Annotated in this window: 23 protein-coding genes; 12 read left to right on the top strand and 11 right to left on the bottom strand. The window is 43.2% G+C overall.

Annotation, left to right across the window (positions count from 1 at the left end):
- Positions 1-416: 416 nt before the first annotated feature.
- On the top strand, positions 417-1,226 hold the full coding sequence (locus tag EQO05_RS02485) for a sugar phosphate isomerase/epimerase family protein (protein WP_128503437.1): 810 nt from the start codon (positions 417-419) through the stop codon (positions 1,224-1,226).
- Between the two features lie 51 nt (positions 1,227-1,277).
- Here the strand turns inward: EQO05_RS02485 and EQO05_RS02480 are convergent, their stop codons facing one another.
- The gene (locus EQO05_RS02480) at positions 1,278-3,197 is read right to left on the bottom strand and encodes a sodium:solute symporter (protein WP_128503435.1); all 1,920 of its coding nucleotides are present in this window, start codon (positions 3,195-3,197) and stop codon (positions 1,278-1,280) included.
- Positions 3,198-3,566: 369 nt separating this feature from the next.
- Between EQO05_RS02480 and wtpA the strand changes: the two genes are divergently transcribed.
- The 4 genes from wtpA to EQO05_RS02460 all read left to right on the top strand — a co-directional run bounded on the left by wtpA (position 3,567) and on the right by EQO05_RS02460 (position 7,226).
- Positions 3,567-4,655, top strand: a complete 1,089-nt coding sequence (gene wtpA / locus EQO05_RS02475; RefSeq protein ID WP_128503433.1) for a tungstate ABC transporter substrate-binding protein WtpA — start codon at positions 3,567-3,569, stop codon at positions 4,653-4,655.
- A gap of 118 nt (positions 4,656-4,773) precedes the next feature.
- Positions 4,774-5,592, top strand: coding sequence for an ABC transporter permease (locus EQO05_RS02470; protein WP_128503432.1), 819 nt, complete (start codon positions 4,774-4,776; stop codon positions 5,590-5,592).
- Entirely contained in the window at positions 5,579-6,625 is a 1,047-nt protein-coding gene (locus EQO05_RS02465) for an ATP-binding cassette domain-containing protein (RefSeq protein WP_128503430.1), read from the top strand. The genes EQO05_RS02470 and EQO05_RS02465 overlap by 14 nt, the downstream gene beginning before the upstream one ends.
- 13 nt (positions 6,626-6,638) lie before the next feature.
- Positions 6,639-7,226 carry a molybdenum-dependent transcriptional regulator gene (locus EQO05_RS02460; RefSeq protein ID WP_128503428.1) on the top strand — a complete coding sequence of 196 codons (588 nt, stop codon included), beginning with the start codon at positions 6,639-6,641 and terminating at the stop codon, positions 7,224-7,226.
- Between the two features lie 16 nt (positions 7,227-7,242).
- On the opposite strand, the gene EQO05_RS02455 is transcribed toward EQO05_RS02460, so the two are convergent.
- The 4 genes from EQO05_RS02455 to EQO05_RS02440 form a co-directional block, all read right to left on the bottom strand.
- A complete protein-coding gene (locus EQO05_RS02455) occupies positions 7,243-7,707 on the bottom strand; it encodes a universal stress protein (protein ID WP_128503427.1) in 465 nt (154 codons plus the stop codon).
- Positions 7,708-8,019: 312 nt separating this feature from the next.
- Positions 8,020-9,078 (bottom strand): COG1361 S-layer family protein, encoded by a 1,059-nt coding sequence (locus tag EQO05_RS02450; RefSeq protein ID WP_128503425.1) that lies wholly within the window; start codon positions 9,076-9,078, stop codon positions 8,020-8,022.
- On the bottom strand, positions 9,071-10,180 hold the full coding sequence (locus EQO05_RS02445; RefSeq protein WP_240664293.1) for a hypothetical protein: 1,110 nt from the start codon (positions 10,178-10,180) through the stop codon (positions 9,071-9,073). Before EQO05_RS02445 ends, EQO05_RS02450 begins: the two co-directional genes overlap by 8 nt.
- Before the next feature lie 29 nt (positions 10,181-10,209).
- Positions 10,210-12,570 (bottom strand): RND family transporter, encoded by a 2,361-nt coding sequence (locus tag EQO05_RS02440; RefSeq protein WP_128503422.1) that lies wholly within the window; start codon positions 12,568-12,570, stop codon positions 10,210-10,212.
- Positions 12,571-12,798: 228 nt separating this feature from the next.
- On the opposite strand from EQO05_RS02440, the gene EQO05_RS02435 reads away from it, so the two are divergent.
- The 3 genes from EQO05_RS02435 to EQO05_RS02425 all read left to right on the top strand — a co-directional run bounded on the left by EQO05_RS02435 (position 12,799) and on the right by EQO05_RS02425 (position 14,953).
- Complete coding sequence (locus EQO05_RS02435) at positions 12,799-13,569, top strand: TrmB family transcriptional regulator (protein ID WP_128503420.1); 771 nt, start codon at positions 12,799-12,801, stop codon at positions 13,567-13,569.
- A 337-nt stretch (positions 13,570-13,906) separates the two neighbouring features.
- Entirely contained in the window at positions 13,907-14,569 is a 663-nt protein-coding gene (locus EQO05_RS02430; protein ID WP_128503418.1) for an MBL fold metallo-hydrolase, read from the top strand.
- A 60-nt stretch (positions 14,570-14,629) separates the two neighbouring features.
- Positions 14,630-14,953, top strand: a complete 324-nt coding sequence (locus EQO05_RS02425; RefSeq protein WP_128503416.1) for a ribonuclease P protein component 4 — start codon at positions 14,630-14,632, stop codon at positions 14,951-14,953.
- Positions 14,954-15,074: 121 nt separating this feature from the next.
- On the opposite strand, the gene EQO05_RS02420 is transcribed toward EQO05_RS02425, so the two are convergent.
- Entirely contained in the window at positions 15,075-15,380 is a 306-nt protein-coding gene (locus EQO05_RS02420) for a signal recognition particle protein Srp19 (protein ID WP_128503724.1), read from the bottom strand.
- 193 nt (positions 15,381-15,573) lie between these two features.
- On the opposite strand from EQO05_RS02420, the gene EQO05_RS02415 reads away from it, so the two are divergent.
- On the top strand, positions 15,574-15,819 hold the full coding sequence (locus EQO05_RS02415; RefSeq protein ID WP_128503415.1) for a hypothetical protein: 246 nt from the start codon (positions 15,574-15,576) through the stop codon (positions 15,817-15,819).
- A 702-nt stretch (positions 15,820-16,521) separates the two neighbouring features.
- Positions 16,522-17,340, top strand: a complete 819-nt coding sequence (locus EQO05_RS02410; RefSeq protein ID WP_128503413.1) for a hypothetical protein — start codon at positions 16,522-16,524, stop codon at positions 17,338-17,340.
- A gap of 678 nt (positions 17,341-18,018) precedes the next feature.
- Here EQO05_RS02410 and EQO05_RS16195 read toward each other — a convergent pair.
- A complete protein-coding gene (locus tag EQO05_RS16195; RefSeq protein WP_370273543.1) occupies positions 18,019-18,147 on the bottom strand; it encodes a helix-turn-helix domain-containing protein in 129 nt (42 codons plus the stop codon).
- A gap of 150 nt (positions 18,148-18,297) precedes the next feature.
- Between EQO05_RS16195 and EQO05_RS02400 the strand changes: the two genes are divergently transcribed.
- Complete coding sequence (locus EQO05_RS02400) at positions 18,298-19,155, top strand: DUF5803 family protein (protein WP_240664291.1); 858 nt, start codon at positions 18,298-18,300, stop codon at positions 19,153-19,155.
- Positions 19,156-19,341: 186 nt separating this feature from the next.
- Complete coding sequence (locus EQO05_RS02395; RefSeq protein ID WP_240664290.1) at positions 19,342-19,932, top strand: type IV pilin; 591 nt, start codon at positions 19,342-19,344, stop codon at positions 19,930-19,932.
- Between the two features lie 245 nt (positions 19,933-20,177).
- On the opposite strand, the gene EQO05_RS02390 is transcribed toward EQO05_RS02395, so the two are convergent.
- From EQO05_RS02390 to hisG, 4 genes are all read right to left on the bottom strand, one after another.
- A complete protein-coding gene (locus tag EQO05_RS02390; RefSeq protein WP_128503409.1) occupies positions 20,178-20,819 on the bottom strand; it encodes an NAD(P)H-dependent oxidoreductase in 642 nt (213 codons plus the stop codon).
- A gap of 340 nt (positions 20,820-21,159) precedes the next feature.
- Positions 21,160-21,735, bottom strand: a complete 576-nt coding sequence (gene hisB / locus EQO05_RS02385; protein WP_128503407.1) for an imidazoleglycerol-phosphate dehydratase HisB — start codon at positions 21,733-21,735, stop codon at positions 21,160-21,162.
- A gap of 132 nt (positions 21,736-21,867) precedes the next feature.
- Positions 21,868-22,605 (bottom strand): 1-(5-phosphoribosyl)-5-[(5-phosphoribosylamino)methylideneamino]imidazole-4-carboxamide isomerase, encoded by a 738-nt coding sequence (gene hisA / locus EQO05_RS02380; RefSeq protein WP_128503405.1) that lies wholly within the window; start codon positions 22,603-22,605, stop codon positions 21,868-21,870.
- An 86-nt stretch (positions 22,606-22,691) separates the two neighbouring features.
- Positions 22,692-23,561 carry an ATP phosphoribosyltransferase gene (gene hisG, locus EQO05_RS02375; protein WP_128503403.1) on the bottom strand — a complete coding sequence of 290 codons (870 nt, stop codon included), beginning with the start codon at positions 23,559-23,561 and terminating at the stop codon, positions 22,692-22,694.
- Positions 23,562-23,877: the final 316 nt, after the last annotated feature.

Raw genomic sequence — 23,877 nt, 5'->3', positions numbered from 1 at the left:
TCCCTATGTGGTTTTTATATAAATAATTTTTATAAATTGTACCTATTATTAACTTCCTCGTTTATTCGTGGAATAGATTAGATATGTACTCAGTAAGATAGGATGTAATTTATTTAATACTGTGCAGGGTTGAAATAAAAATATAAATATTATAGAAAACTATATACCTTTTTTAATACCTATTTATAAAAATTTTTACACTATGACGCCGATAACATATATTTATATATAAATATGTTGGCTGTTTTTGTGTTACTATTGGTATGAAAATTATCAGGATAGAACTTTTAAAGAAGGAATTCTCCAGATTCTCTAATTTAACTTAAATTACAATAATTTTTTCATTATGTTTTGTAAATTCAATTCCTATAGGAATACAGAAAAGGATTTTTATATTTAGTTTCCTTGCTTAATGCGTGATTTTAGGAGCTTCATCCTTTGCCGGTGCCCCTGAATACTTAAAGGGATATGTTGAGTCAATAGAATTGTATATTCCCAAGCTCGGGATATACAAAGGTTCAACACTTGAAACGGAAAAGCTTGACCGGGTGCTTAATGAGATCTCGGCCTATAATTTTGCAGTGACAGTCCATGCTCCTTACTCTGCAGGGAACTCAAAATACCCTTCAGAACTCCAGATAGATACAGCACGGATGGGCGAAAGGGATTTTACCCTGCTGGAGGAATCAATTGCACTTGCAAACCGGACCGGAGCCCGTGTTGTAGTACTGCACCCGGGCAGGATTGGAGCTAATCGGGAGAAATCTTTTTCCTCTATGGTAAGAAATCTGAGCAGGCTTGCTATCATAGCTAAGGATTACGGAGTTACCCTGGGCCTTGAGAATAAGGAAGGTACGGACCCGTCGAATTTCTGCTGTAAGGCAGAGGAGCTTTCCCGGACCATAGAAGCTGTGAATTCCGAATACCTGAAAGCCACCTTTGACATAGGGCATGCAAACCTTACCTGCGGAGGTAATCCTGAAAAACTAGAGAAATTTGTCCGGACCCTGAAAGAACATATTATCCATATACACCTGCACGATAACAGTGGACGGTGGACCGAAAATTACGATGGAGACGAACATATGGCTCCCGGAAAAGGCTGTACGGACTTTTCGGTCCTTAAATTGCTCTCAGGATACAGGGGCGTCTATAATTTTGAGGTATTCTCACTGGAGGATCTCCACTTCGGGAAAAAGACCCTTGAAAGCACTTTTAGACTTTAAAAAAGCAGAATGTAAAAAATGTAAATAAGGTTCGATTTGAACCCCAGTTTTTTAATAGAAGTCCAGGCTCACGCCTTTCTGACCAAGTGCCTTTTTCAACTCCTCGTAAGCTGTGAAAAGCTCTTTTCTTTGCCTATCGACGGTTTCGAGCCTGGGCTCGGCTTTGAGCCAGATATCCTTTTCTCCGCTTCCCCTGGAAACTGCTACACAGGCGAGCATATCTCCATGAGTCAGCCTGTAAACGGAATCAAGCCCTGTAGGCGTAACCCAGGCAGGAGAACTTGATTTAAGCTTCTCTACCAGTTCATGCCAGCTAAGGTTTCCGGAAGCCCGAAGATTGAGCTGGAGATGAGTACGCTCTCCTGTGATTTTTTCATCAACATTTTTCAGGAAAGAGGTGTACACATGATCTTTCTCATTAATTTCCCTTGCTTCGTAGCGGGCAAGCTCTTCAGCTTCCTCCTCGAAGAAAGGTGCAAGGTTGACTCTGCTTGAAGGTTTCGTCATCAAAGATACTCCAAAGAAAGCAACCGCGCTTAATGTCATTCCCACAATAACCCCGTGGCTCATGAACGCAGGGTGAATAGTTTCAAGATAGTAGGGCGAAAGAGGCGGGGTATTTATAAGGTCGAGAGCCACAAGAGCCACCTGAACCGTGAATCCCACTACCATGCCTGCAAAAGCTCCTTCTTTAGTGGCTCGTTTCCAGTAAAGACCTCCCATCAGCGGGAAGAAGTAGGAGGCACTTGCAATGAAAGTCGCTATATGAATGGCATCTATAATGTTAGGGATCACAAATGAACCTGCTGTCGCCGCAAGTATGATTATTAGCACACTGATCCTGTTTACAATCATCATTTCCCGCATAGTAGCTTCCGGCTTTATATACCTCTGATAAATATCCCGCGAGATGCAGGACGCGCCTGAGGTGGCAAAGGTATCTGCGCAGGACATTGAAGCTGCTGCAAGCCCGATTGCACTTATGGCTATAATTAGTGGAGCAGAAGCGAAACGCTCATTGACAAAACTCAGGAGTGCAGGTTCAGCAAAGGCCATGCCCGCAGGAAAACCCATTCCCGCGATCTCAGGGAATAAGTGACTGAGAGCTATTGCAATCACAGCACATGCCGCGAAAACTACAGTAATCATAATGGATCCTATAATCATTCCAAGACTTGCAGATTTTGAATCCCGCGCGGCCCAGACTTTCTGCCAGGGGTCCTGCTCAATAACCCAGCCAGGAATAATAGCCAGGATAAAGATTAGAACCATTGGAAGACCTATCGAAAAAGGATTCCACCAGGTTTCGGATACGCTTCCGAAAAGTTCGGAACTGCTTATTGCAGGCGCCTGTAGTCCTCCGTCTGCCACGGCCCCTAGTGCCGCAAAAGCTATTCCTATCGTAAAAAGAGAGAGGAAGCTAAACTGGATGACATCCGTCCAGACAACCGCAGACAAACCTCCGAGTGTCACATAAAGCGAAACTGCGATTGCAACAATGGCTGCGGCATAGAGCGGATCAAGCCCGTAAAATATCTGCAATACCAGGGAAAGTCCCGTAACATCGGCAACTGCAAAAAGAATCATTACAACCGTGATAATCAGGGCAATCGGCCATCTGACCATACTGCCGTATCGCTGCTCCAGAAGTTCGGGCTGTGTAATTGCGGGCAGATTTTTAATCTTTTTCACAAGTACTGCGATTGCAAGAAGGGCAATAATATTCGGAGCCACAAAAGCCCATATAGATCCCATTCCCTGAAGCATAAAATATCCGATGACTGCAAGAATCCCACCTGCGGTCAGCCAGGAAGCTGCAGCTGAAAATCCCAGGGCAGAGGGTCCTATTCTCCTTCCCGCAAGCCAGAAGTCAGTAACAGATTTCTGTTTTTTATTAAAATACCAGCCAATAGCCACAAGTCCGGCTATATAGACCGCAAGCAATATCAGGAAAATACTATAACCGTCCATAAAGATACCTTCAAAACAATTAACTAATGTACGCGGATATATCTGTTTTATCGGAAGTTTCTGAAATATTATGACTTCTCTTAAATATTACCTTTAATATATTCTCATTGTATTAATATATGAGTAAATAAATTTTACTTTGATCCGATCATTTATTAATATCTTTGCTGCTGGATGGGTTTCTTTCCTTTATTCCACGCAAGTTTACTTGGATTCAAACTATTTTTAACTTACATCTTTTGGAAGGTAAATATTTGGATTTAACGCTCTCCAAACCCCATAATTTGGAAAATAAGAACCTAAGAAACTTATCACAGGTTTTACAGTTCAGGAAAGGTTTATATTTGTTATGTCTAAGAAAACATATCTATGGAAATTAAACCCGGAATTTTCAAATTGATATCGGTTCTCTTGATACTGGTTATGTTTGCGGGCCTCGGTTGCGTTGGCGATCAGGGTGAGAATGAGAGTACGGATTCTATGGAAAACGCATCAGGAAACGCTGCTGCAGGTGAAGGGGAAACTCTGACGGTTTTTCATGCCGGAAGCCTGAGTATACCATTTGAGGAGCTTGAAGCCGAATTCGAAGCCCAGCACCCAGGCGTCGATGTTCAGAGGGAAGCCGCAGGTAGTGCACAGAGTATAAGAAAGATCACTGAGCTCGGTAAAAACGCCGATGTGCTCGCATCTGCAGATTATGCCCTGATTCCGTCAATGATGACGCCTGAATATGCAGACTGGTCTGCGGCTTTTGCAAGAAATCAGATGATCCTTGCTTATACAAATGAAAGTAAGTATGGTAAGGAAATCAATGGAAACAACTGGTATGATATTCTCAGGCGCCCCGATGTTCGCTTTGGGTTCTCCAATCCTAATGACGATCCTGCAGGCTACAGGTCACAGATGGTAACTGTTTTAGCCGAATCGTATTATAACGACAGCCAGATCTATGACGACCTTATCCTGAATAACACAGGCATAACTTTTACTACTCAGGAAAACGGGACAGCCCTTGTGCAGGTTCCTGCATCCGAGGAAATTGCGCCGAATCCAGATAAAATCATGCTCAGAAGCATGGAAGTAGAACTTTCTTCTGCCCTTGAGACCGGGGAAATAGATTACCTCTACATCTACCGGAGCGTTGCCGAACAGCATGGATTCAGATATGTTGAACTTCCACCTGAGATTGACCTGAGTTCACTCGACTATGCTGACAATTACTCAAAGGTCCAGGTTCAAATGGTAAACGGAGAAGTAGTTACAGGATCTCCGATTGTTTATGGTGTAACCATTCCTAAGAATGCTGAAAATCCGGAACTTGCTGCTGAGTTTGTAAAACTACTCCTCGAAGAGCCAGGCCAGCAGATATTCATAGAGAACGGCCAGCCGCCAATCGTCCCTGCAATTGCCGAAGGAAAAGATAAAATGCCTGAAGAGTTACTGTCGCTTTTGGAATAAGGATAGGTAAGATAAAGGGAAATATAAAAACAAGAAGAGAAGTTAAAGTAAAGCGAAACCCAGAACTGAAAATCAGAAAATACTTTAAAAGCTAAAACGAATGTAAAAAGGTATAAAAATGAAAATTTTTATCACGAAATCCAGTAAATTTGAACCTCTAATTTTCATTTTTTCCTTTTTACTGCTTGTTCTGTTTCTTTTCATCTTCTTAACACTTTCAAACATGATCTTCGGGCAGATTTTTGACGATCTGCAGGGCCTTATCGAAGCTGCGGAAAATCGGGCTGTGGTCAGTTCTATTTTTCTTTCACTTTATGCAGGCTTCCTGGCGACCCTTCTTGCCCTTTTCCTAGGAGTACCTGCAGGTTACATTCTTGCAAGATTCGATTTTCCCGGAAAAAGGCTGGTCGAGAGTATTATTGACGTGCCTGTAGTAGTACCGCATACAGTTGCAGGAATAGCCCTTCTTACGGTCTTCGGGTCCAGAGGGCTTATAGGCGGACCTCTCGAAGGCTACATCCGGTTCAGTGACGCCCTGCCCGGAATTGTGCTTGCAATGCTCTTCGTGTCTCTCCCGTATCTGGCAAATTCAGCCCGGGAAGGCTTCAAAAGCGTTGACCCCAGGCTTGAAAATGCAGCTCGCTCCCTTGGCGCTCCTCTCTGGAAAGCCTTTCTCTTTATAACCCTACCTCTTTCGGCAAGGCATATTCTAATAGGGTCAGTCATGACCTGGGCAAGGGCAATAAGTGAATTCGGAGCTGTTGTGCTGATTGCTTATTATCCTATGATAGGACCAACTCTTATCTATGACCGTTTTCTTTCCTATGGGCTGTCTGCATCGAGACCCATAGCCGTGTTGCTTATACTGGTCACGCTTTCCATATTCATAATAATAAGGGTCCTTTCCGCAGGCTGGAGTATATATGATAGAGATTGAATCCCTCTCCAGAAAGTGGAAAACCTTTGCTCTGGATAAACTGAGCCTTAAAATCGAGTCAGGGGAATATTTTGTAATCCTCGGACCGACAGGAGCCGGAAAAACTCTACTTCTGGAGCTAATAGCAGGTTTTCACTCTCCTGACTCCGGGAAAATCCTGATAGACGGGAAAGATGTAACAAACCTGCCGCCGGAAAAACATGACCTTGCTTTTGTTTACCAGGACTATTCGCTTTTTCCTCACATGAGCGTGAAAAAAAATATCGAGTTTGGCATGAGGATGAAAAAAATAAAGTCACCGGAAAAGCTCCGTGAAATTGCCAAAGACCTGAGAATTACCCATTTACTCGAACGCCATCCTCTCAAACTTTCTGGAGGGGAACAGCAGAGAGTATCCCTTGCGAGAGCCCTTGTGACTGATCCGAAAATTTTACTCCTGGACGAGCCTCTAAGTGCACTCGATCCCAGGACACAGGAAAGTGCCAGGGAGCTACTCTCGAATATCCATAAAAATAAAAAGCTAACTGTGATGCATATTACCCACGACCAGACAGAAGCCCGGATAATGGCTGACAGGATTGCAATAATAATGGATGGAAAACTTATGCAGGTAGGGACTCCGGAGGAAATCTTCGAAAAACCGGTTGACAGCCGGGTAGCCAGTTTTGTAGGGTTTGAGAATATGCTTAGTGGCAGGGTAATCTCCGCGGACCGTGGACTTCTGAGGATCGAAGCCGGAAAGATAACTATCGACGCTTCAGGGGACATTGAAGCAGGAAGTGAGGTACATGCCTTCCTGAGACCTGAGAACATAGTTTTAAGTAAAACTTCCGCACAATCCAGCATCAGAAACTCTCTACAGGGCAGGGTTACAGAGGTCTGGATGCTGGGAGCTCTCGTTCGAGTGAAGATTGACTGCGGGGTCCTCCTTAATGCCCTCATAACCCGGCAATCGGCAGAAGAAATGGATATCCACCCCGGGGTTCCGGTCTATGTCCAGTTCAAGGCAAGTTCTGTCCATGTGCTCCGGTAAAAGGTGAAAATCTGTGAAAGCAAAAACAAAGCTCTGGTTTACTGAAGAAGGAAAAACCGTTATGGGTGCTGGAAGAGCTGAATTACTGAGAACAATAGAAGAAGAACGCTCGCTTCGGAAAGCCTGCAAGAAGCTCGGAATCTCATATAAACATGCCTGGACCATGCTTAAAAAAATGAACGAAGCCCTCGGAGAACCCGCTGTCATCACAGTACGCGGCGGAAAAGATCAGGGCACCTTCCTTACCGACCTTGGAAGAAAACTGCTGGCTGAATATGAGACTGGTAAACAACTCATTAATGAAACCATAGGAGACAAAACCGCCTGGGAAAATGTTAGTCTTAAGTTGTCAGCCAGAAACCAGCTGCCCGGAAAAGTGCTTGAAGTAGAAAAAAGCGGGCTTGTTTGCAAAATTACAATTGAGATGGAGCCCTCAATTATAACCTCTGTAGTCACCGAAGAAGCTGTAGAAAAACTGGATATAAAACCCGGAGACAGGGTTTACGCGGTCATTAAATCCACTGAGGTAATGGTTGCAAAACAGGTCAGTGGAAAAGAGCAAACCGAAGCAGGTTCCGAAGAGCCGGATAATTCCGACTGAAAAGTATAATCCCGATTTAACAGGAAGTTTCGGATTTGCTTCCTCCCCGGACGACCAGAACAGGGACTTTTGAGCCTCTTACTACTTTTTCTGCAACGCTTCCAATTAGAAATTTTTCGAGTCCGGTTTCTCCAAGTGTACCCATTACTATCAGGTCAGCATTATTATTTTCAGCAAAATTGATAATCTCACTACCAGGGCAACCGTCTAAAACAACCTCTTTTACCTTTACCCCTGAAGTTTCTCCAATTTTCTTAACTTCGGATACTGCTTTCTCTCCATCGTCTCTCATAATATTATATATTGTTTCCTTACCAATAGTCCAGCTCTCAGAAATCGTAGACGGGGTATTAACCACATAAAGGGCATAGACAGTAGCTCCGCTAAGTTTTGCAAGCTCAATACCGTAAGAAATTGCCTTTCGGGTATTTCTGGACCCATCGGTTGCAATCACTATATTTCGATATAATTCTCCTCTCATATGTTGTTCTCCATTTTCTTTAAGCACAAAGTACCGGTATGGCAGAAAAATAATTCAATTACACTGACACGGATTTGATTTCCGGGGCTATCAGGTGACTGCTTTGCAAATCGGGTAAAAATAAAAATTATGAAGCCGGATAAGTATATTTTCTAAAATAAAGGGTTGAGCCTTTTTAAAAGGCTACCTGGAAATTTCCTCACATTTGCTCTGGTTCAAACCCTTTCAGCTCTTTAGCGGCTGGCGTTCAAACTGGCATTTTATTTGCCAGAACTTTTTGTCTATTTATAGAATTCTTTTTCTTTACTTTTTTTAATCCTGGCTTCTCTTCCTTAGCAGGATGAAAAATGCGGCAAGGGCCATAAATGCAACACCTGTTCCCATCTGGTATCCCGGAAGGCTCTCTCTGGCAGGCAGAACTTCAGTATTGATTTTGATACTGTCTGAGATCTGGTCATGCCCGTCAGCATCCTCATAGAGAATTTCACTGTTTAGGGAATAAAGCTTTGGGGTTGCAATCTCGTCTACGTCCATATCGAAAAGAGCAACAGCGCTTTCCCCTGCATCCAGGGTACCAAGATAAGCCTGGTCGTCAGTTGTGCTGAAGGGATCGGCTGCACTAACCCTGACAGTCGCATCTTTTGCCGGTTCTTCGCCGCTATTTTTGTACGTAACGCGGAGCGTTCCGCCTTCACCGGGGTAAAGGTCACCTGTTACGTTTGCGACTTCAAAGTAAGGTTCTTCTTTGACTTTTATCTCTATAGTCTCTATCTGAGTCTTGTTTTCATACCAGATGCCTACTTCCTTGTTAGTTACAACGCCTGTAGTACTGTCAAACTCATCTCCTCCAACCTGAACATTGTTCTGGTACTGGTACGAAAGCTGAAGGGTTAAAGGATAGGTACCTGCAGAAGCATTTTTATTAATCTCAATTGTAAATTTTGTGGGGCTTGAGCTCTGTTTCCCCTGCTTGAGAGTACCTGCTTGCTGGGCTTCGGACTTGACTTTAATATTCGGATCTTCGGATTTGAGGGCTGCAAGGATGCCTACTGCTGTCGTAGCCTGGGCTTCATACTGCATTTCGGATTGCTGGAGCATTTCATCCAGATAATCCCCCATGTCCACTTCATTCTCAACTTCAAAGCCCGTAATCTCGCCCTTGTTCATCATCTCTATATTAAGGGTTACAGTATCTCCTCTCGAAAATTCATTATCTCCGACGAGTGTTGCATTAAGGTCAGGCCCTCCGTATACGTTGTAATAATTCTCGCTAATATCAAAATTTTCGGGTAAAGCTGCCTGTGCCGGGAAGGTTGCCCAACAAAGGATTAGAAGGGTTGTGACAGCAACAAAACATCCATTTTTATTCATTTTCATCACCTGATGCATTCTCATTATTCTTGTTTCTTTTCCGGTGTACATTTACGATCTGGTAAAGGGCGATAAGGAAAATCAGTATAATTGCTACACCCGTTATGCTAAATTTCTTTTCTGCAGCCTCAAGGGGAATGTTCACTTTCATATTTTCTGAGAAGGAACTCTCTCCACCTTCATCAACATACTTTATTTCACTGTTAATGCCATAATTCTTCACAAGGGCTTCCTGGTCTGCAAGGATCTCAAATCTTGCAGTTCTTTCCTCCCCGGGTGCTATATCCCCGAGCCTCACTATAGGTTTCTCGGTGCTGAGCGGGCTCATGACAATTATACGGGCTAAGGCATCTCTTGCTACGCCCTCTCTGGTGTTTTTATAAGTAACTTCAATGGCTTTACTTTCTCCCTGAACCAGATTTCCGGAGACTCTGGTTACTTCTAATTTCGGTTCATTTTCTATAGAGATAGCCACTCTGAGAGTTTCGATTTTAGTTTTATACTCTCTTGCATACCGGGTGTCCGTCAGACCCAGGTTTATCACATCCGCAGTTGCAGTCCGGACATTTGCCTGATATTGATAGTTAACAGGTAGGAGAAGCTCATAGCTTCCAGCAGGTATATCACTATCAATTTTTATTGTGTAACGAAGGTTAGCCGTAGAGCCTGTTTCAAGTTCTTCTACGCTCTGGAGACTGGCTGTCGGTTCGACCTCTATATATTCCGTTTCAGAAATGAGGGTGGCTTCAATATCTCTTGCTGTTGTACAGTCTTTTTCTTCTTCCATCTCAGCCCCTGCAAGCGCCTCCTCGGCTGAATCCGGAATTCTGTTCTGGTTTACATTAAGTCTCTTGAAACCTTCTACCACTCCGCCATTAGCGATCTTTATCTGCAGGTCTGCAGTTTCCCCCCTGCTTAGTTCGGGATTTCCTGTGATCGAAGCCCGGATAACTGGCTCCCCGTAACCCCTGTAGTAGTCTACGGTGTATCCATGCTCCGGAATGAGGTAATTCGTTTCGTCGTCATCGTTTCCGAGGGCTGGAAATGCAGTCACTGATAAGATTGACAGGATTAACGCAAGTATAGCAATTTTTCTAATCATTTTTTGCCTTAATTTTATGGGCACTCGTCTCATATCTCGGCCCCCTGAACTTGTTTTTGTGTCTCGATATCTTTTTCTGCTGTCCTGAATCCTTTTCTTTTATCCCGCCAGGTATCAAGGATAACCATAAGCGGCGGGAAGACTACAAACGTTGCCAGGAGAGCCAGCACGACATCGATAACCGTAACCATACCGAAGTCTGAAATCATAGGGAAAGGAGAAGCCAGCAACGCCATAAATCCGAATACCGTTGTAGCCCCTGAAGCAATGATTGCACTTCCTATTTTGGAACTTGTCATCCGGATTGCTTCCAGAGGACTCTCTCCTTTTTCCTTTTCTTCAAAATAACGTTCCATCATGAGGATTGCATATTCGGACCCAACCCCCAGAATCAAAGCTCCCAGGGTTGCTGTCAGGGGAGTATAGTCGATGTTAAGATAGTTCATTACTCCGCCTGACCAGCCGATCACTATAATCATTGGGATTACAGGAACCAGTGCTTTCACCCAGTCCCGGTAAACGACAAGAAGCCCAACAAGCACAAGGATAAGGCCAAAGAATGTCATTGCCACTCTTCCGCTGGTAAGCGCAGTGATTACCTCCGTGAACACGACCGAGTTTCCGGTAATCGTAACTGTTGTTCCAGGCGGGGCTGGCATCCACTGCATGTCCTGCTTTACAATGTTTATAAGCTCTTCAATCCCTGTTAGCTTGATGTCCGCAACCGCATTTCCTATATTAAAGTTCAGGAGAAGCATGTTTTTCCCGTACATGTAGCGATTCTTCTGTACCTCGGGGATCTGAGAATAGATATCTTTTATCTCCTGACTTGTATCGGGAATTACGCCTCCATTTTTTTCCTTTACGAACGGTACTATGCTCGTAGCACTGTAAATATGCCCATTGGAAGCTACCTCATGTTCGGAAAACCTGTCTATCCATTTCAGAACATCCGGGTTCGCCGTATCCTCGACTTTGATGATCAGGTTTAACTCATCGCTTCCGCCCATGATATCTCCCATATGCTTGAGATCAACCAGGGTAGGCATATCCTGAGGTACGAAGGTTTGCACGTCAGTCTGAATAGGTACGGATTGATCAAGATAGAGGCCGCCAAAGCAGAGTAAGCACGCTGTTCCCAGTACCAGAACGTCATATTTGATAGTCAGATCTGTAGATTTCTGAAGAATTCTCCCTATTAGACGGTTGCTTCCAGTTTCACTTCCGGATTTTTTCTTCTTTTCCGGATTTGCGGGTTTTATTTTACCTGCTACCTTCCTCAGGGGATTTTTCTCCGAGTATTTATCAAATAAAGAGATCGTTACAACGCCTACGAAGATGGAAGAGAAGTAACACATTACAATACCTATCATGAGCAGTTTCCCAAAGTCCTGGATCATTGGCACAGTAGATGTGAACAGTGAGAAAAATCCGAGGGCTGTCATTGACAGAGCTATGATGACTGCAGGACCGGTGTGTTTTATGGTTTCTATAACTGCTCTGGATTTGTTTCCTTTTTCCTGGAGTTCTTCTTCGAGCCTGTTGTGGAACTGAATGGCATAGTCAATTCCCACTCCTATCAGGATTGGAAACGCAGACATGGAAACCATAGACATTGGGATTCCTATATAACCCATAGCTCCGAAGGTATAGACAATTCCCAGGAGAACTACCGGGAGAGGGAGGAGAGACCAGCGGACATGCCTGAACACTATGAGCAGGACAATAACCATGAAAACAGCTGAAAGCCCTAAAAGTATACCCATGCTGGAATTCATCTCATTGTTCATAGAAATTTGGAATGCCGGGTCACCTGTAACGATAATATTGTAAGACGGTGGGAAATCCGAGAATGTTACTGCACCTTCAGTTGCAGTAACAATATCTTGCTGTGTTTTATCACTGGCTGAACCGGCCATAGCTACCGAAATCAGCATATGAGTGTTGTCAGGGATGATCTGGCCGAAAATAGCAGGGTTTCCATCTACAATGGCTTTTATTTCTTCATCGGTTTCGGGAAGCGCGTGCCTTCCTGTCATCTGGTAATTAACCTGTTTGATAAGAGAGGCAGGGCTTGTAGTCTCAATCACCCCATCCGTTGCCTGTAGCTGATGCTCCAACCTATCTACGGCTTTCATCAGATCAGCGTTTTTTACCTCATTCCCCTCTACCATTACCACAATAGATTGTGTCTGAAAAATATTCTGATAAAGGTGATCGTAATCCTGGTAGAGAGGAGAATCTTTCCCGACAAAGGTTTCCGTTCCTGCTTTCATCTCAATGAGCTGTGCTCCCTGCATTGAGATTATTATGAATAGGAAAGCTATCAGGAGTACGGAAAAACGATTATTCTGGACAAAAAATCCCAGTTTTTCAAAAATATCTTTAATAGTAGATTCCCCTCATAATTTTTAATATGAAGTGCAAATTAAGAACCTTGAGACAGCTCCAACTTCTTTATTTTCAGGTTGAGTGGTCATTATTCAAGATCTATTAGCATACATTCTAATAAACATTTTTATTATTATTCTATTGTGCGGCAAATTTTTAGTGATTTGGATCTGTTGACGTATATAGACAGAAAACATTTAAGTTTATTGTTACATTAGGGGTAACAGATGTTTTCACAAATTAATCCCCAGTTAATTCGTAATCTTGAGAAGCTAGGGTTAACTGAAAACGAAGCCAGAACCTACGTCGGGCTTGTAAGTTTGAGAGAAGCTACAGCTAGGGAAATTCATGAGCTTACAAATGTGCCGAGAGCCAAAATCTATGAGATTCTTAAAGTGCTTGCTAAAAAAGGCTATCTTGAAGTAAGACAGGGATCTCCGACTTATTTCCGGGCAGTCGATCCAAAACAGGTGATCGGGAAGATAAAAGACGAATTCATTAACTGCGCAATTGAAAGTCTTGACCAGCTCAACGAACTGAGTTATGAGCTTCCGAAGACTTCTTCAGTTTGGTGCATCCAGAGTGATTGGGGAATAAAGAACAGGATACGTGAAATCCTGTCAGGTGTAAAGGAAGAACTCATTGTTTTCTCGTCCAATCCTGAGTTCTTGAAAGAGTTCGAACCCGAATTAAAAAACCTGGAAAAAACCTGCAGTTTGATTCTTATTGTTAATGAGCTGGACAGGTTCAGGTCACTTCCTTTTGAATTCAGGGAGACTACAAAAGAGTTTACGGATTTCCTGAATAATATTGTAATTGAGGGGATCAGATACGATGAAGAATTCTTCATGATTGCCGATGGAAAAGTATCAATAGGAGTCCATCGTGCGGGAAACAAAAGGGAAGCAGTGGTGATCAAACTCCCGATTGTGTGTTATATGCAGAAAATGATTTATAACAGGGTGCTTGAGCCGAGTTTTGTCAAAAAGGAGAGGTAGCCAGCCTATACATAAAGAATTCTAATTTTCTATAATCTCGCAATAATTTCGTATTTAATCCAGCAATGTTTCCAGGAATACTATTAACCCTGAGTTTGCTTGATGATGGCTTAAAGTAAGAGTCTATATAATGCTTAAGCCCGGAGTTTACTTAGCCTTCTGAAAGGTATTTCTCTCTTTAAAGATAGAGTCAATAATGTCGGATACTATTAATATAATCGCAAAACAATCTTTCTATAATATAATCTAAAAATAATCTTTCTATAATATAATCTAAAAATAAGCTTTCTATAAGGTTTTTTCACAGGCTCAATTATGGAATCCGCAGGTGTATTAGATGAATAGTGTTAAGATTGGAAGCGTTACTATCCGATGGCTGGGACACGCTGGTTTTATACTAGAAGGGGGCGGCAAAAAAATATATATCGACCCCTATGATCTCAGGGAAGAGCCGGCTTTTGACGATAAAGCTGATATTCTATTAATTACCCATGAACACTCTGACCACTGCAGCCCTGATGATATCCGAAAGGTCAGGAGGTCAGACTCAACCACACTCATCCCTGAGAGCTTATCCCTTCAGTTTAAAGGGGACGCGAGACGGATTGCCGAGGGGGATGTGCTGGCCGATGGGCTTGAAATCAAAGGAACCCGGATTGAGGTAGTTCCGGCTTATAATATAGATAAACCTTATCATCCCCGCGGATCCGGAGTGGGATATATAGTGGAACTTGGGGGAATCAGGATATATCATGCAGGAGATTGCGATTTCTTCCCTGAGATGAAAAATATCAGGGCTGATGTAGCCCTTTTGCCTATAGGAGGGACGTACACAATGGATGAAGAGGAGGCTGCAAGAGCGGCTTTAGCCATTTCTCCAAAGGACGTGATTCCGATGCATTACGGAAAGCCAGGAATTACGAAAGGAGAACCCGAAAAGTTTAAAGCCCTTGTCCACGGCAAGAATCCGGATATCAATGTGATTATACTCGATTTCTGATTTCGATTTTAAAAACATCAAAAATCGGATCTGAGACGAAAACGCAGGATCAGTTTACCCATGTCCAGAATAGCAAGAAAACAGAAGAAAAACCTGATTCAGGGAATCGCAACTCAGCGCATGTGGCGGCTTTTTGAATTGGCAAAAAAAGAACATGCAGAGCATCCTGACCGCAGCGGGCGTTACGTGCAGCTTATCAGGAATATTTCTATGAGAAACCGGATGAGTATTCCAAGGGAGATAAAGAGCAGGATCTGTAAACATTGCTACTCTTTTCTAGTGCCCGGAAAAAATGCCCGCTACAGGCTGAAGGAGGGATATGTTGTTGTTTCCTGCCAGAGCTGCGGAAAAGAAATGAGATATCCCTATAAAAAATTGAAATAGACTCGCTGGATTGACAGGGGCTGCTGAACCCATATCAGTGAGTTCTCAAAACACCCGGCGCTCTTTAGATCTCTCTGAATTTCTCACTCCCCTTTTTTTCCATCAGGGAGCAATATTAATATCAGGTTTTGGCAGGACTCTCATGGCCTCTCATCTTTTTTATGGCTAAGGCGATCTGTTTTGCAATAACGGATTTCGGACCTTTATCATCTATGAGCACTCTCCCGCTTACTTCCCACCAGGTCTTGGGATAGGCTTTTTCAGGCTCTACCTCCGGATTCAAGCCAAGCTGCCGGGCTGCTTCTTTTATCTCATTAAGTTGCGGTTCCTTTATGGCATTTTTCCGGGAGATAATTCTGCCGCTGCTCCTTGACTTTGTCTGGTCGAGATACACTGGCCAGATTACAAGTTTTCCCTTATCTTTCATCATCATGTTATCTTCGTCCTAAATTGCTTTCATGCAATTTAAAACTGCCCCGGAAACCTCTGCTGGTAAGGACTCGTCCAGTAAGAATTGTATTCTTTCCAGAACTTTTTTCCTGTTTACCAGACCTTTAGTTTATTGGATTATCAACCTGTAATTATTTATCTTCCCCGGACAAGTTCTGCATGGTGTTAATATGATTCCGTCGTTTACAATTGATGAAAAAGTAAGAGCCTATATAAGAAAGAGCGGGCAGGATTTCAGGCTCTGCACATCCCCTGAGGGTCCTGTACTTCTTCCACTGGGTACAGCCGATCCCAAGCCTTCAGACCTTAAAATCCTGGTTGGTAGCAATATCCTTTACGTTTCCAAGCTTCAGGCAAAGTACATAAAGAAGGTTGACTGGGCTATGGTGGAGAAATTTCTAAATCAACAGAGTTAATCGTAGACAGATTCAAATTTCAGAGTTAAACTGAAAATATGGTTAAAGCAGTAAAACCAGGTCTTTTAAATTTATATTACGTTTGCGATGATGCCCAGGACAAAGAAGAGGTTTAAAGATATTTTCATGGGAGTTCGTATGTTTAAGTCGACTCCCTGCGCCCACATTTAACCTGTTTCTTCTAAAATTTAATTATTTTATTAGTTTTGTTGTGATTAGATCTGTTATCCTCTCATGCCAATAATAAAATTCATCTGATGCGTTTGAATATGAAATATAGATAATATCGCCTTTCCTATAAATAGGAGCATCTGGGGTTCGGAGATACAGATATCTCAGTTTATGGTATAACGGTCTGCTTTTTTACGTTATTGGTTTTATTGACAAAATACCTTGTTTATTAATTTTCATTATCGAAGCTAATTTATAAGAGTGCACTATAAGCTAGAGGTCCTTTGCTTTGAAGCATATTAGGGATTATAAATTTAACAAGAAATAAATACATTGGCCTCGTGGACATTATCTTGTAAATAAATAAGTAGTAGGACTTATGGGGTTAAGCGGGAAGAACAATAGACATTGAACTTACCCTGACCCAATCATGTGATTTGTGGAGTTCTGGCTGAAACACTGAATTTAGGAAGAGAGTGTTCTTCACCAAACGTTTGTAAGTCCTATTCTATAATTTTATGGAGTGGTTAAATGTTAAGGATCAAAAAGAATCTGGCTATTTTACTGGTTGTTTGTTGTTTACTGTCAGTAACAGTTGCAGTAGTAAGTGCCGATACAACGGGCGGAGACGCAACTGCAAAGGGCGATGCAACCGCAACAGCAGGGAACGTAGGTGCAACAGTTGATTCAACCGCAACCAGCGGAGATGCAACCGCAACGGGCGATGCAACTGCAACGAGTGGAAGCTCAACCGCAAATGCTGACTCAACCGCAGCGAGCGGAGATGCAACTGCAACAGGCGATTCAACTGCACAGACCGGAATTGCAAGGGCAGCTTATGACTCAACCGCAGCGACAGGAGATGCAACTGCAACAGGCAACTCAACCGCAACGACCGGAAATGCAGTCGCAAAGACCGACTCTACCGCAGCGAGCGGCGATGCAACTGCAAACGGTCAATCAACAGCCACAACGGGCATAACATATGCAGGGTCTGACTCAACCGCAACCAGCGGAGACGCAGTCGCAAAAGGTCAATCAACTGCAACGACCGGAGAAGCATGCGCATATGATGGCTCAACCGCAATCAGCGGAGACGCAATCGCAAAGGGTCAATCAACTGCGACGACCGGGGACGTGATCACAAAGTATGACTCATCCGCGGTTGGTGGAACCGCAATCGCAAAAGGTCAATCAACTGCAATCGCAGAAGAAGGCTCAACCGCAATCGCAAAGGGTCAAGCAACTGCAATCGCAACGGACGGCTCAACCGTAATCGCAAAAGGTAACACGATAACAACAACTACGGCAGATGGCACAACCACAATCGAAAAACTCAATAAAGAATAAATGAGTCTCAGCTTCAACGGATGACTCAAGTGAACTACCCCTTCCTAAAATTCTCGCCTGACAGCTATAGTTTTGAGGAAGGGGCTTCATGCTTCATTCCCCTCTCCAGTGAGAACGAGTCCACAGGCTCAGTCTCTTGTTCCAGGAGTGCGATTTCTTGATAACGGTAGCGGCTTAATGTTACAATTGATACAGTTTGGTTTTTGCTTACGGGTTTTTTGAAACAGTATGCTGGAAATCATGTCTCGAGCTGGAAATCAATTATGGATCTTGCCAGCTTATGAACTGTTTTCTCCCGATTCTTAAAACCCCTGACCTTCCTTGAAACTCTTTTCTTCAAACGTTTCAGCAGATTCAGAGAAGCTTTCAGGTATTTTTGGTTCGATATGCTATTACAGTTTCCAGGCTGACCTGGGTAGATCCCAGTGTATCTTGACTTCTGTTTGACTTCTGTGTGTCTCGACTTTTATTCAGCCGAGTTTAGTCAGGAAAATTTCACAGGTAGCTAGGTTAAGTTAGTAATGTTGATGAACCTGAAAGAAAACTGGTTGTCTTTTGTGATTCATTTAAAGATACCCGCATCCATATTTGAAAAAATTTGTAAAGGCTTTATTCAGACTTTTGCTTGCTTGTTGTAGAGTTTAAGAATTGATCTCCTTTAACCAGGGATAAGCTTCCTTAAGAGTCAAGAAGTATGCTATAAACAAATTGAGAGCTACCGAAGTGTTTTTCCATAAGGCTTTTTTGTTCCTTATCAGGGTAAACCTGTACTGTGAATGCGAGCTTTCGATCATATTTATTAGAGATGTTTATCCATATTGTTTATTAAGAAGAGGAAGCATAGGATAAATGTTGACCTGTCCCAGACCCTGCACAGGCTTTATCTTGAAAGAAGAGTAATTTGCCGCAGGCTGAAAAGAGATCGCTTCAAGCTTAAGGGAGAATTTGTCTGTGAAAATGAGAAAGAAAATTGTGTTTATGCTCCTTGCCCTGCTGGTGGTCTTAGTATCGGGCTGTACGGATCAAAACAAAGAAATTGTCGTGGATGAGCCTGGCAATATTTCTAATTATGAGTATGAGGTTTTCCTGAATGAATCGGGGAATCAAACGCTTGCAAATACCACCACGTACTATCTGCTGGAAGATGATACAAAAGTACAGGTTGTAAACATCGCGGTAAATACCAGCAGGCTTGAGATTTATCCCCCTGAAACTCTGGGCGGTGGTCGAGAAGAGAATCCGATTCAGAATTTTGTACTGCTTGTGGACCCTGCTAACGAGCCCACGGCAGCCCCGCAAACTTTTGAAGAACTCTCACGCAGGAATGAGACTTCAGATCTGAATTATACCCTGACTCAGGAAATTAGCCGGAACATGAAAGTTATAAACCTGGAATTCGAAGAGCCTGTAACAGGTTTTATTGCGTATACGCTAGATGTTCCGGGAACTCAGAGCTTTGCATTCCTTAAACCGGACTCCGAATTCATCCGTGTGGTGCTTCCAGAGGGATATGTTACTGGCAACCGGGTATTCGGGATACCCAGACCGGAACCTGAGAGTGTGACCTTTGATGAAAAAGGAAGGCAAACTCTCCTGTGGATTTCCTCGAAGATGGGAGAGCGGGAAGAGGCTATTCAGGTAAAATACTATACCGAGTCTGCACCCCTGTTTTTCTCAGCCGCGATTATAGCCCTGCTGTGTGGAGTTGGCTTTGTGTTGCTGCATTATGCAAGAAGCAGAAAAGAACTTGAATCGGTTCGAGGGATTTTCGAGCTCGAAAAGGAGTATAACCAGAAACGGCGAAGAAGGAAATAATTCAGGAGGAATTCCCTCCAAACTTTTCTTAGCAAATTCCTTTTTTTCAAGAATTCTTGCTAAACTATTTATTACAGTTTTGCCTATTTTCTCATGATGAAATCCTGCGGAAAATTTCGAAATAAAGGTCTCTTCTCATCAGAATCAGGATTAAAAGCTGTAACTCCTATTATAGGTTCTCTTCTTATGCTGCTTATTCTGGTTGTACTTGCGGGTGCGACTGCAATCATTGTATTCAATAGTGCTGGAGAAAGTGAAAATTCTCAACCTTTGATAGCGAAAATTACTATTGAATCCTGCGAAGGAGGACTTTACGGGGTAGGTCCGACGGCAGAGCGGGTCAGGCTTGAAGAAAACAGGATCGTGCTTATGCACGAAGGAGGGGATTCTCTTCCTTTTGATACTGTTTCAGTGATAATCTCAGGGCATGGGAACTCCTTTAAGGGCGATGTTGGAGAAGGTGGAACGTCCGTCGAAGGAAACACTGAAGTTCTTTACAAGCATCTGAACCCCAAAGAGAAAAACAACACATATGTAAATCGAAACAGTGCAGTCCTTGAGGACAACTTATGGGATGTTGGCGAGAAGCTGATCCTGTGCGGGCAGGATAGTTCAAAATACATTAATTCGAGTGTTAAAGTAAGTGTTAACGGAGGCTTTAACACCTCAGATAATTATGGATTTAAAGCAGGTTCTGAAATAATTGTAAAAATTATTGACGTTAAAAGCAGTAATGTTATAGCTCAACAGCGAGCCATTGTAAAACATGCAGATTGATAAATTCCCGCAGTTGAAATCGAGAGACCAGAATCGTTTTCTTTCACCTTCCATAAGTCGATGACCTTCATTATTCCTAGCAGGAAAAGAATTTCAAACCCCTTTTCGAGCATATTGAAAGCCCGGAGTTAACAAATCGAGGAAAAAAGATTATAAGGCGCAAAAAATTAAAAATAGAAAATATATTTCCACACTTAAGAATCAATCAAGATTTAATAATCAAACCTGTTCAATATCCCTCTGAATCAAAACTCAAGCATTCTCTGTTTATATTTTTCCAGCTCTTCAGCCCCTCTTTCCCTTTTCATAGCACTTGCCTCGTAAATTATATGAGACGGAAGTACTTTCATTCCCATATATTCAAAAACACAGTGCGTTATGGATTCGAGGTGTTTGTTAAGGTCGCCGTGCGCTCCTCCTTCAGAATACATTTCCTTCGGAGCCCCTGTTGTAGTAACAAGCATTGCAGACTTTCCCTTGAAGAGCCCGGTATCGTAGGCGCTGTTGGTAACCGGGTTAAACCCGAAACCAGGCGCCAGTACACGGTCGATCCAGCCTTTCATAATGGCAGGCATAGCCGTAAAGTAAATAGGGAACTGAAAAATCAGAAGGTCAGCCCACTTTACTTTTTCCATTTCCTCCTTAATATCAGGTGAAAATGCTCCGGTTTTCACAGCTTTTATAGCTTCAAGAAAGGGATTGAAAACTCCCAGGTTTTTTCTTTCAGGAAAGTCCGAAGCTTTCAGGACAGGATGAAACTTCATTGCATAAAGGTCAGAGAGCTTTACTTCATGTCCTTTCTCTTGCAGGGCAGCAAGGGCTGTATCCTTTAAAGCGCCATTGAAAGATTTTGGTTCCGGGTGTGCGTAAACATAAAGAACTTTCATTCCATTCCCCCAAATTCTATCAATGAGATTAATTTCCCGGAATAAAAATGTAAGGTTGCCCTCTTTTTTGAGCTTGCAACAACGAAAAAATATGCGTCTAAACCATTGGAATCAGCTAAACTACTCATAAGAACGAAGCAGAGCAGAAAAGGCACCATTCTCTAAACGAGAGTCGGGCTGCAAATCTCAGTACCTGTTTATAAGGTACTCCGCCTGAGCGAACGAAGTGAGCGAAACGGACCCTTGCTGTTGCACTTGCAGAACAACCCTCAGAAAATCTTGAATTTTCTGTGATCCTGAAGCGGAATTCGTGCCGCCCTCCCGAAACGGGTCTCGGGCGTTACAGAACTCCTTTAGTGCTCTTTACCTCTTTACCTTCAATTTTTACAGCCCGTTTCATAGCGTAAGCAAATGCCTTGAAAAGAGCTTCGATTTTGTGATGGTCGTTGTCGCCATAGACGCTTGCATGGATAGTAATTTTTGCATTTGACGTAAGCGTTTCAAAGAAGTGTTTTACAAGCTGGGTATTGAATTGTCCCACATGAGGAGCTACAAACTCGGCTTTCAGGACAAGATAGCTGCGTCCGCCTACATCCAGGGCAACTTCGGCAAGGGCTTCGTCCATCGGGATTCTGGCTTCTCCAAAGCGGGCAATTCCTGCCATATCTCCGAGCGCATCTGCAAGTAATTTTCCGAGGACTATCCCTGTGTCTTCCACCAGGTGATGTTCGTCCACATACAGGTCGCCGTCAGCACGTACCTTAAGGTCAAACTCCGCGTGTCTGGCAAAAGAGGTGAGCATATGGTCAAAAAATCCGATCCCTGTGCTGACATCGGCAATCCCTGTGCCATCAAGGTTCAGTTCAAGCTGGATATCGGTTTCCTTTGTCTTGCGGGACATTTTACCTGTTCTCATACAGCACCACATTCTCTTTAAATTTATAAAAGCTTTGTATCCTGTTACCTGCTGAGTTCTGATTTCCTGTTTTTCGGGCAATCTAGAAAATGAACTTATTTAAATGCCTCTACCAGAAAAAGCCGAATTCCATTATTTACACAGGATTGTCTCAATTGCCGCTTCAAGCGTGAACCTGCCTGTATAGAGAGCGCTGCCTACAACAACTCCTGCCGCGCCGGTTTCCTTCAGTATCTGCAGATCCTGCAAAGAACTTACCCCACCGGATGCGATTACAGGAATACTGACAGATTCCACAAGTTCTTTTGTAGGGGCAGAATTTACTCCCTGCATAAGCCCTTCGGTATCTATATTCGTAAAGAGCAAACTGCCTGCACCCAGTTCTTCAAATTTCCTGCCCATTTCCACAGGAGTTTGCGCACATTCCTCAGTCCAGCCTTTAATTGAAATCTTCCCGTTTTTTGCATCCAGGGCAACTGTTATGCATTCGCTTCCAAAGGCACCGGAGAGTTGTTTTACAAGTTCCGGGTCCTGAAGTGCAGCAGTTCCGAGGATAACCCTCGAAGCCCCAAGCTCAAGAAGCGCGGCTGCATCCTCAAAGCTTCGAACACCTCCTCCAACCTGAATTCGCACTCCTTTTTTCTGGCATGCGCTCACTATCTTTTCAATTATAGGGGCGTTTTTACGCTCTCCTTCAATTGCTCCGTCCAGATCTACGAGGTGCAGGGTTTTTGCCCCTTGTTGAACCCAATCAAGGGCAACTTCAAGGGGGTCGTCAAGGGATACAATCTCACTGCCTGGCACTCCCTGCACCAGCTGAACGCATTTTCCACCCCGCATATCTACGGCAGGAATCACTTCAAAAACCATTTAAATCAGCATCTCCGGCAAGTCCTGGGGAAATCTCCTTCTGCTTATCTTTTCAGGATTTTCATTTTTACAGATCTATTCCTTTTTCAGGGCATTATCCTCTCGATAGGTACGACAAGGACATCCCGTGCACCAACTTTCTTCAATTTATTTACAATGGTGAAAATCAGGTCTGCATCCACGACAGCGTGAACTGCGAGAATGGATTCTCCAGACAATTTGCTGGGCTCAACCTTCATAACCGTTGGCCCTGACATCCCTGGCAAAACATCTTTTACTGCCTCAAGGGAAGCCTCGGGAACATTCATCATAAGATAACGTCTCTGTTTTGCATTAAGCACGCTTTCCAGTGCAGTTTTTATATCCAGGATTTTGTCCTTTGCCTTAAGGCTTTCCTTATTTGCTATCAGGTAAACTGTGGAAGAAAAGACTGTGTCAATAGCTTTCAGATGGTTTATCATCAGGGTCGTTCCTGAGCTTGAGATGTCCACGATCGCGTCGGCAATCCCCACATGAGGAGTCATCTCACAGGCTCCGCTGACCTTTATAACTTCAACGTTAACTCCAAGCTTTTCGAAGTACTGGCCTGTAATTTCCGGAAACTCGGTTGCAATCTTTCTGCCTTCAAGATCCTGAGCTTTCTGGAAATCCGAATCTTCAGGGACAGCCAGAACAAGGCTAGCCTTTCCAAATTTCAGATCCAGAAGAGTCTCAACCCTGGCTCCCCTTTCCGTAATCAGATCAATACCTGTAACACCAACGTCCGCAGCTCCATCCTGTACATACTCAGGAATATCAGCGGCTCTGGCAAAGAGGATATGAATATCCGGGTCTGTAGTTTTTGCAAAGAGTTTTCTACTTTCGGCCCCCCCACTGATTGGGAGCCCTGCATCTTTGAAAATAGAGATTGTGGGTTCGTAAAGGCGCCCTTTATTGGGTATTGCAATGCGAATCATCTATTATGTCCTCTTAGGTAACCTGCCGGGTAACTTTCCCCGCTTAAGCTTTTCCAGATAAAAACGTTTATTTAGAATATTTTTGTATAATATAGACTTCACGGTAAGATCAGATAGAAGTTTTCCATTGAGAAAGGCAGATTCATAGATAAATAGCCCACTCATTATTAACTAATTTAGATATGAAGGAATCGGGTGTTTTTAATAATGAGACTAAAAGGTAGCTTTTAGGAAGTATATTACTTTCAGTAATTTGATCAGGGGAAAATTATATATCCCCTAGTAAGTTAATAAAAGCTAGTTTTCGAGTCATATA

This window comes from Methanosarcina sp. MSH10X1 (genome assembly GCF_004099695.1).
GTDB lineage: Archaea > Halobacteriota > Methanosarcinia > Methanosarcinales > Methanosarcinaceae > Methanosarcina.
This window is presented reverse-complemented; position numbering and strand designations above follow the sequence as displayed.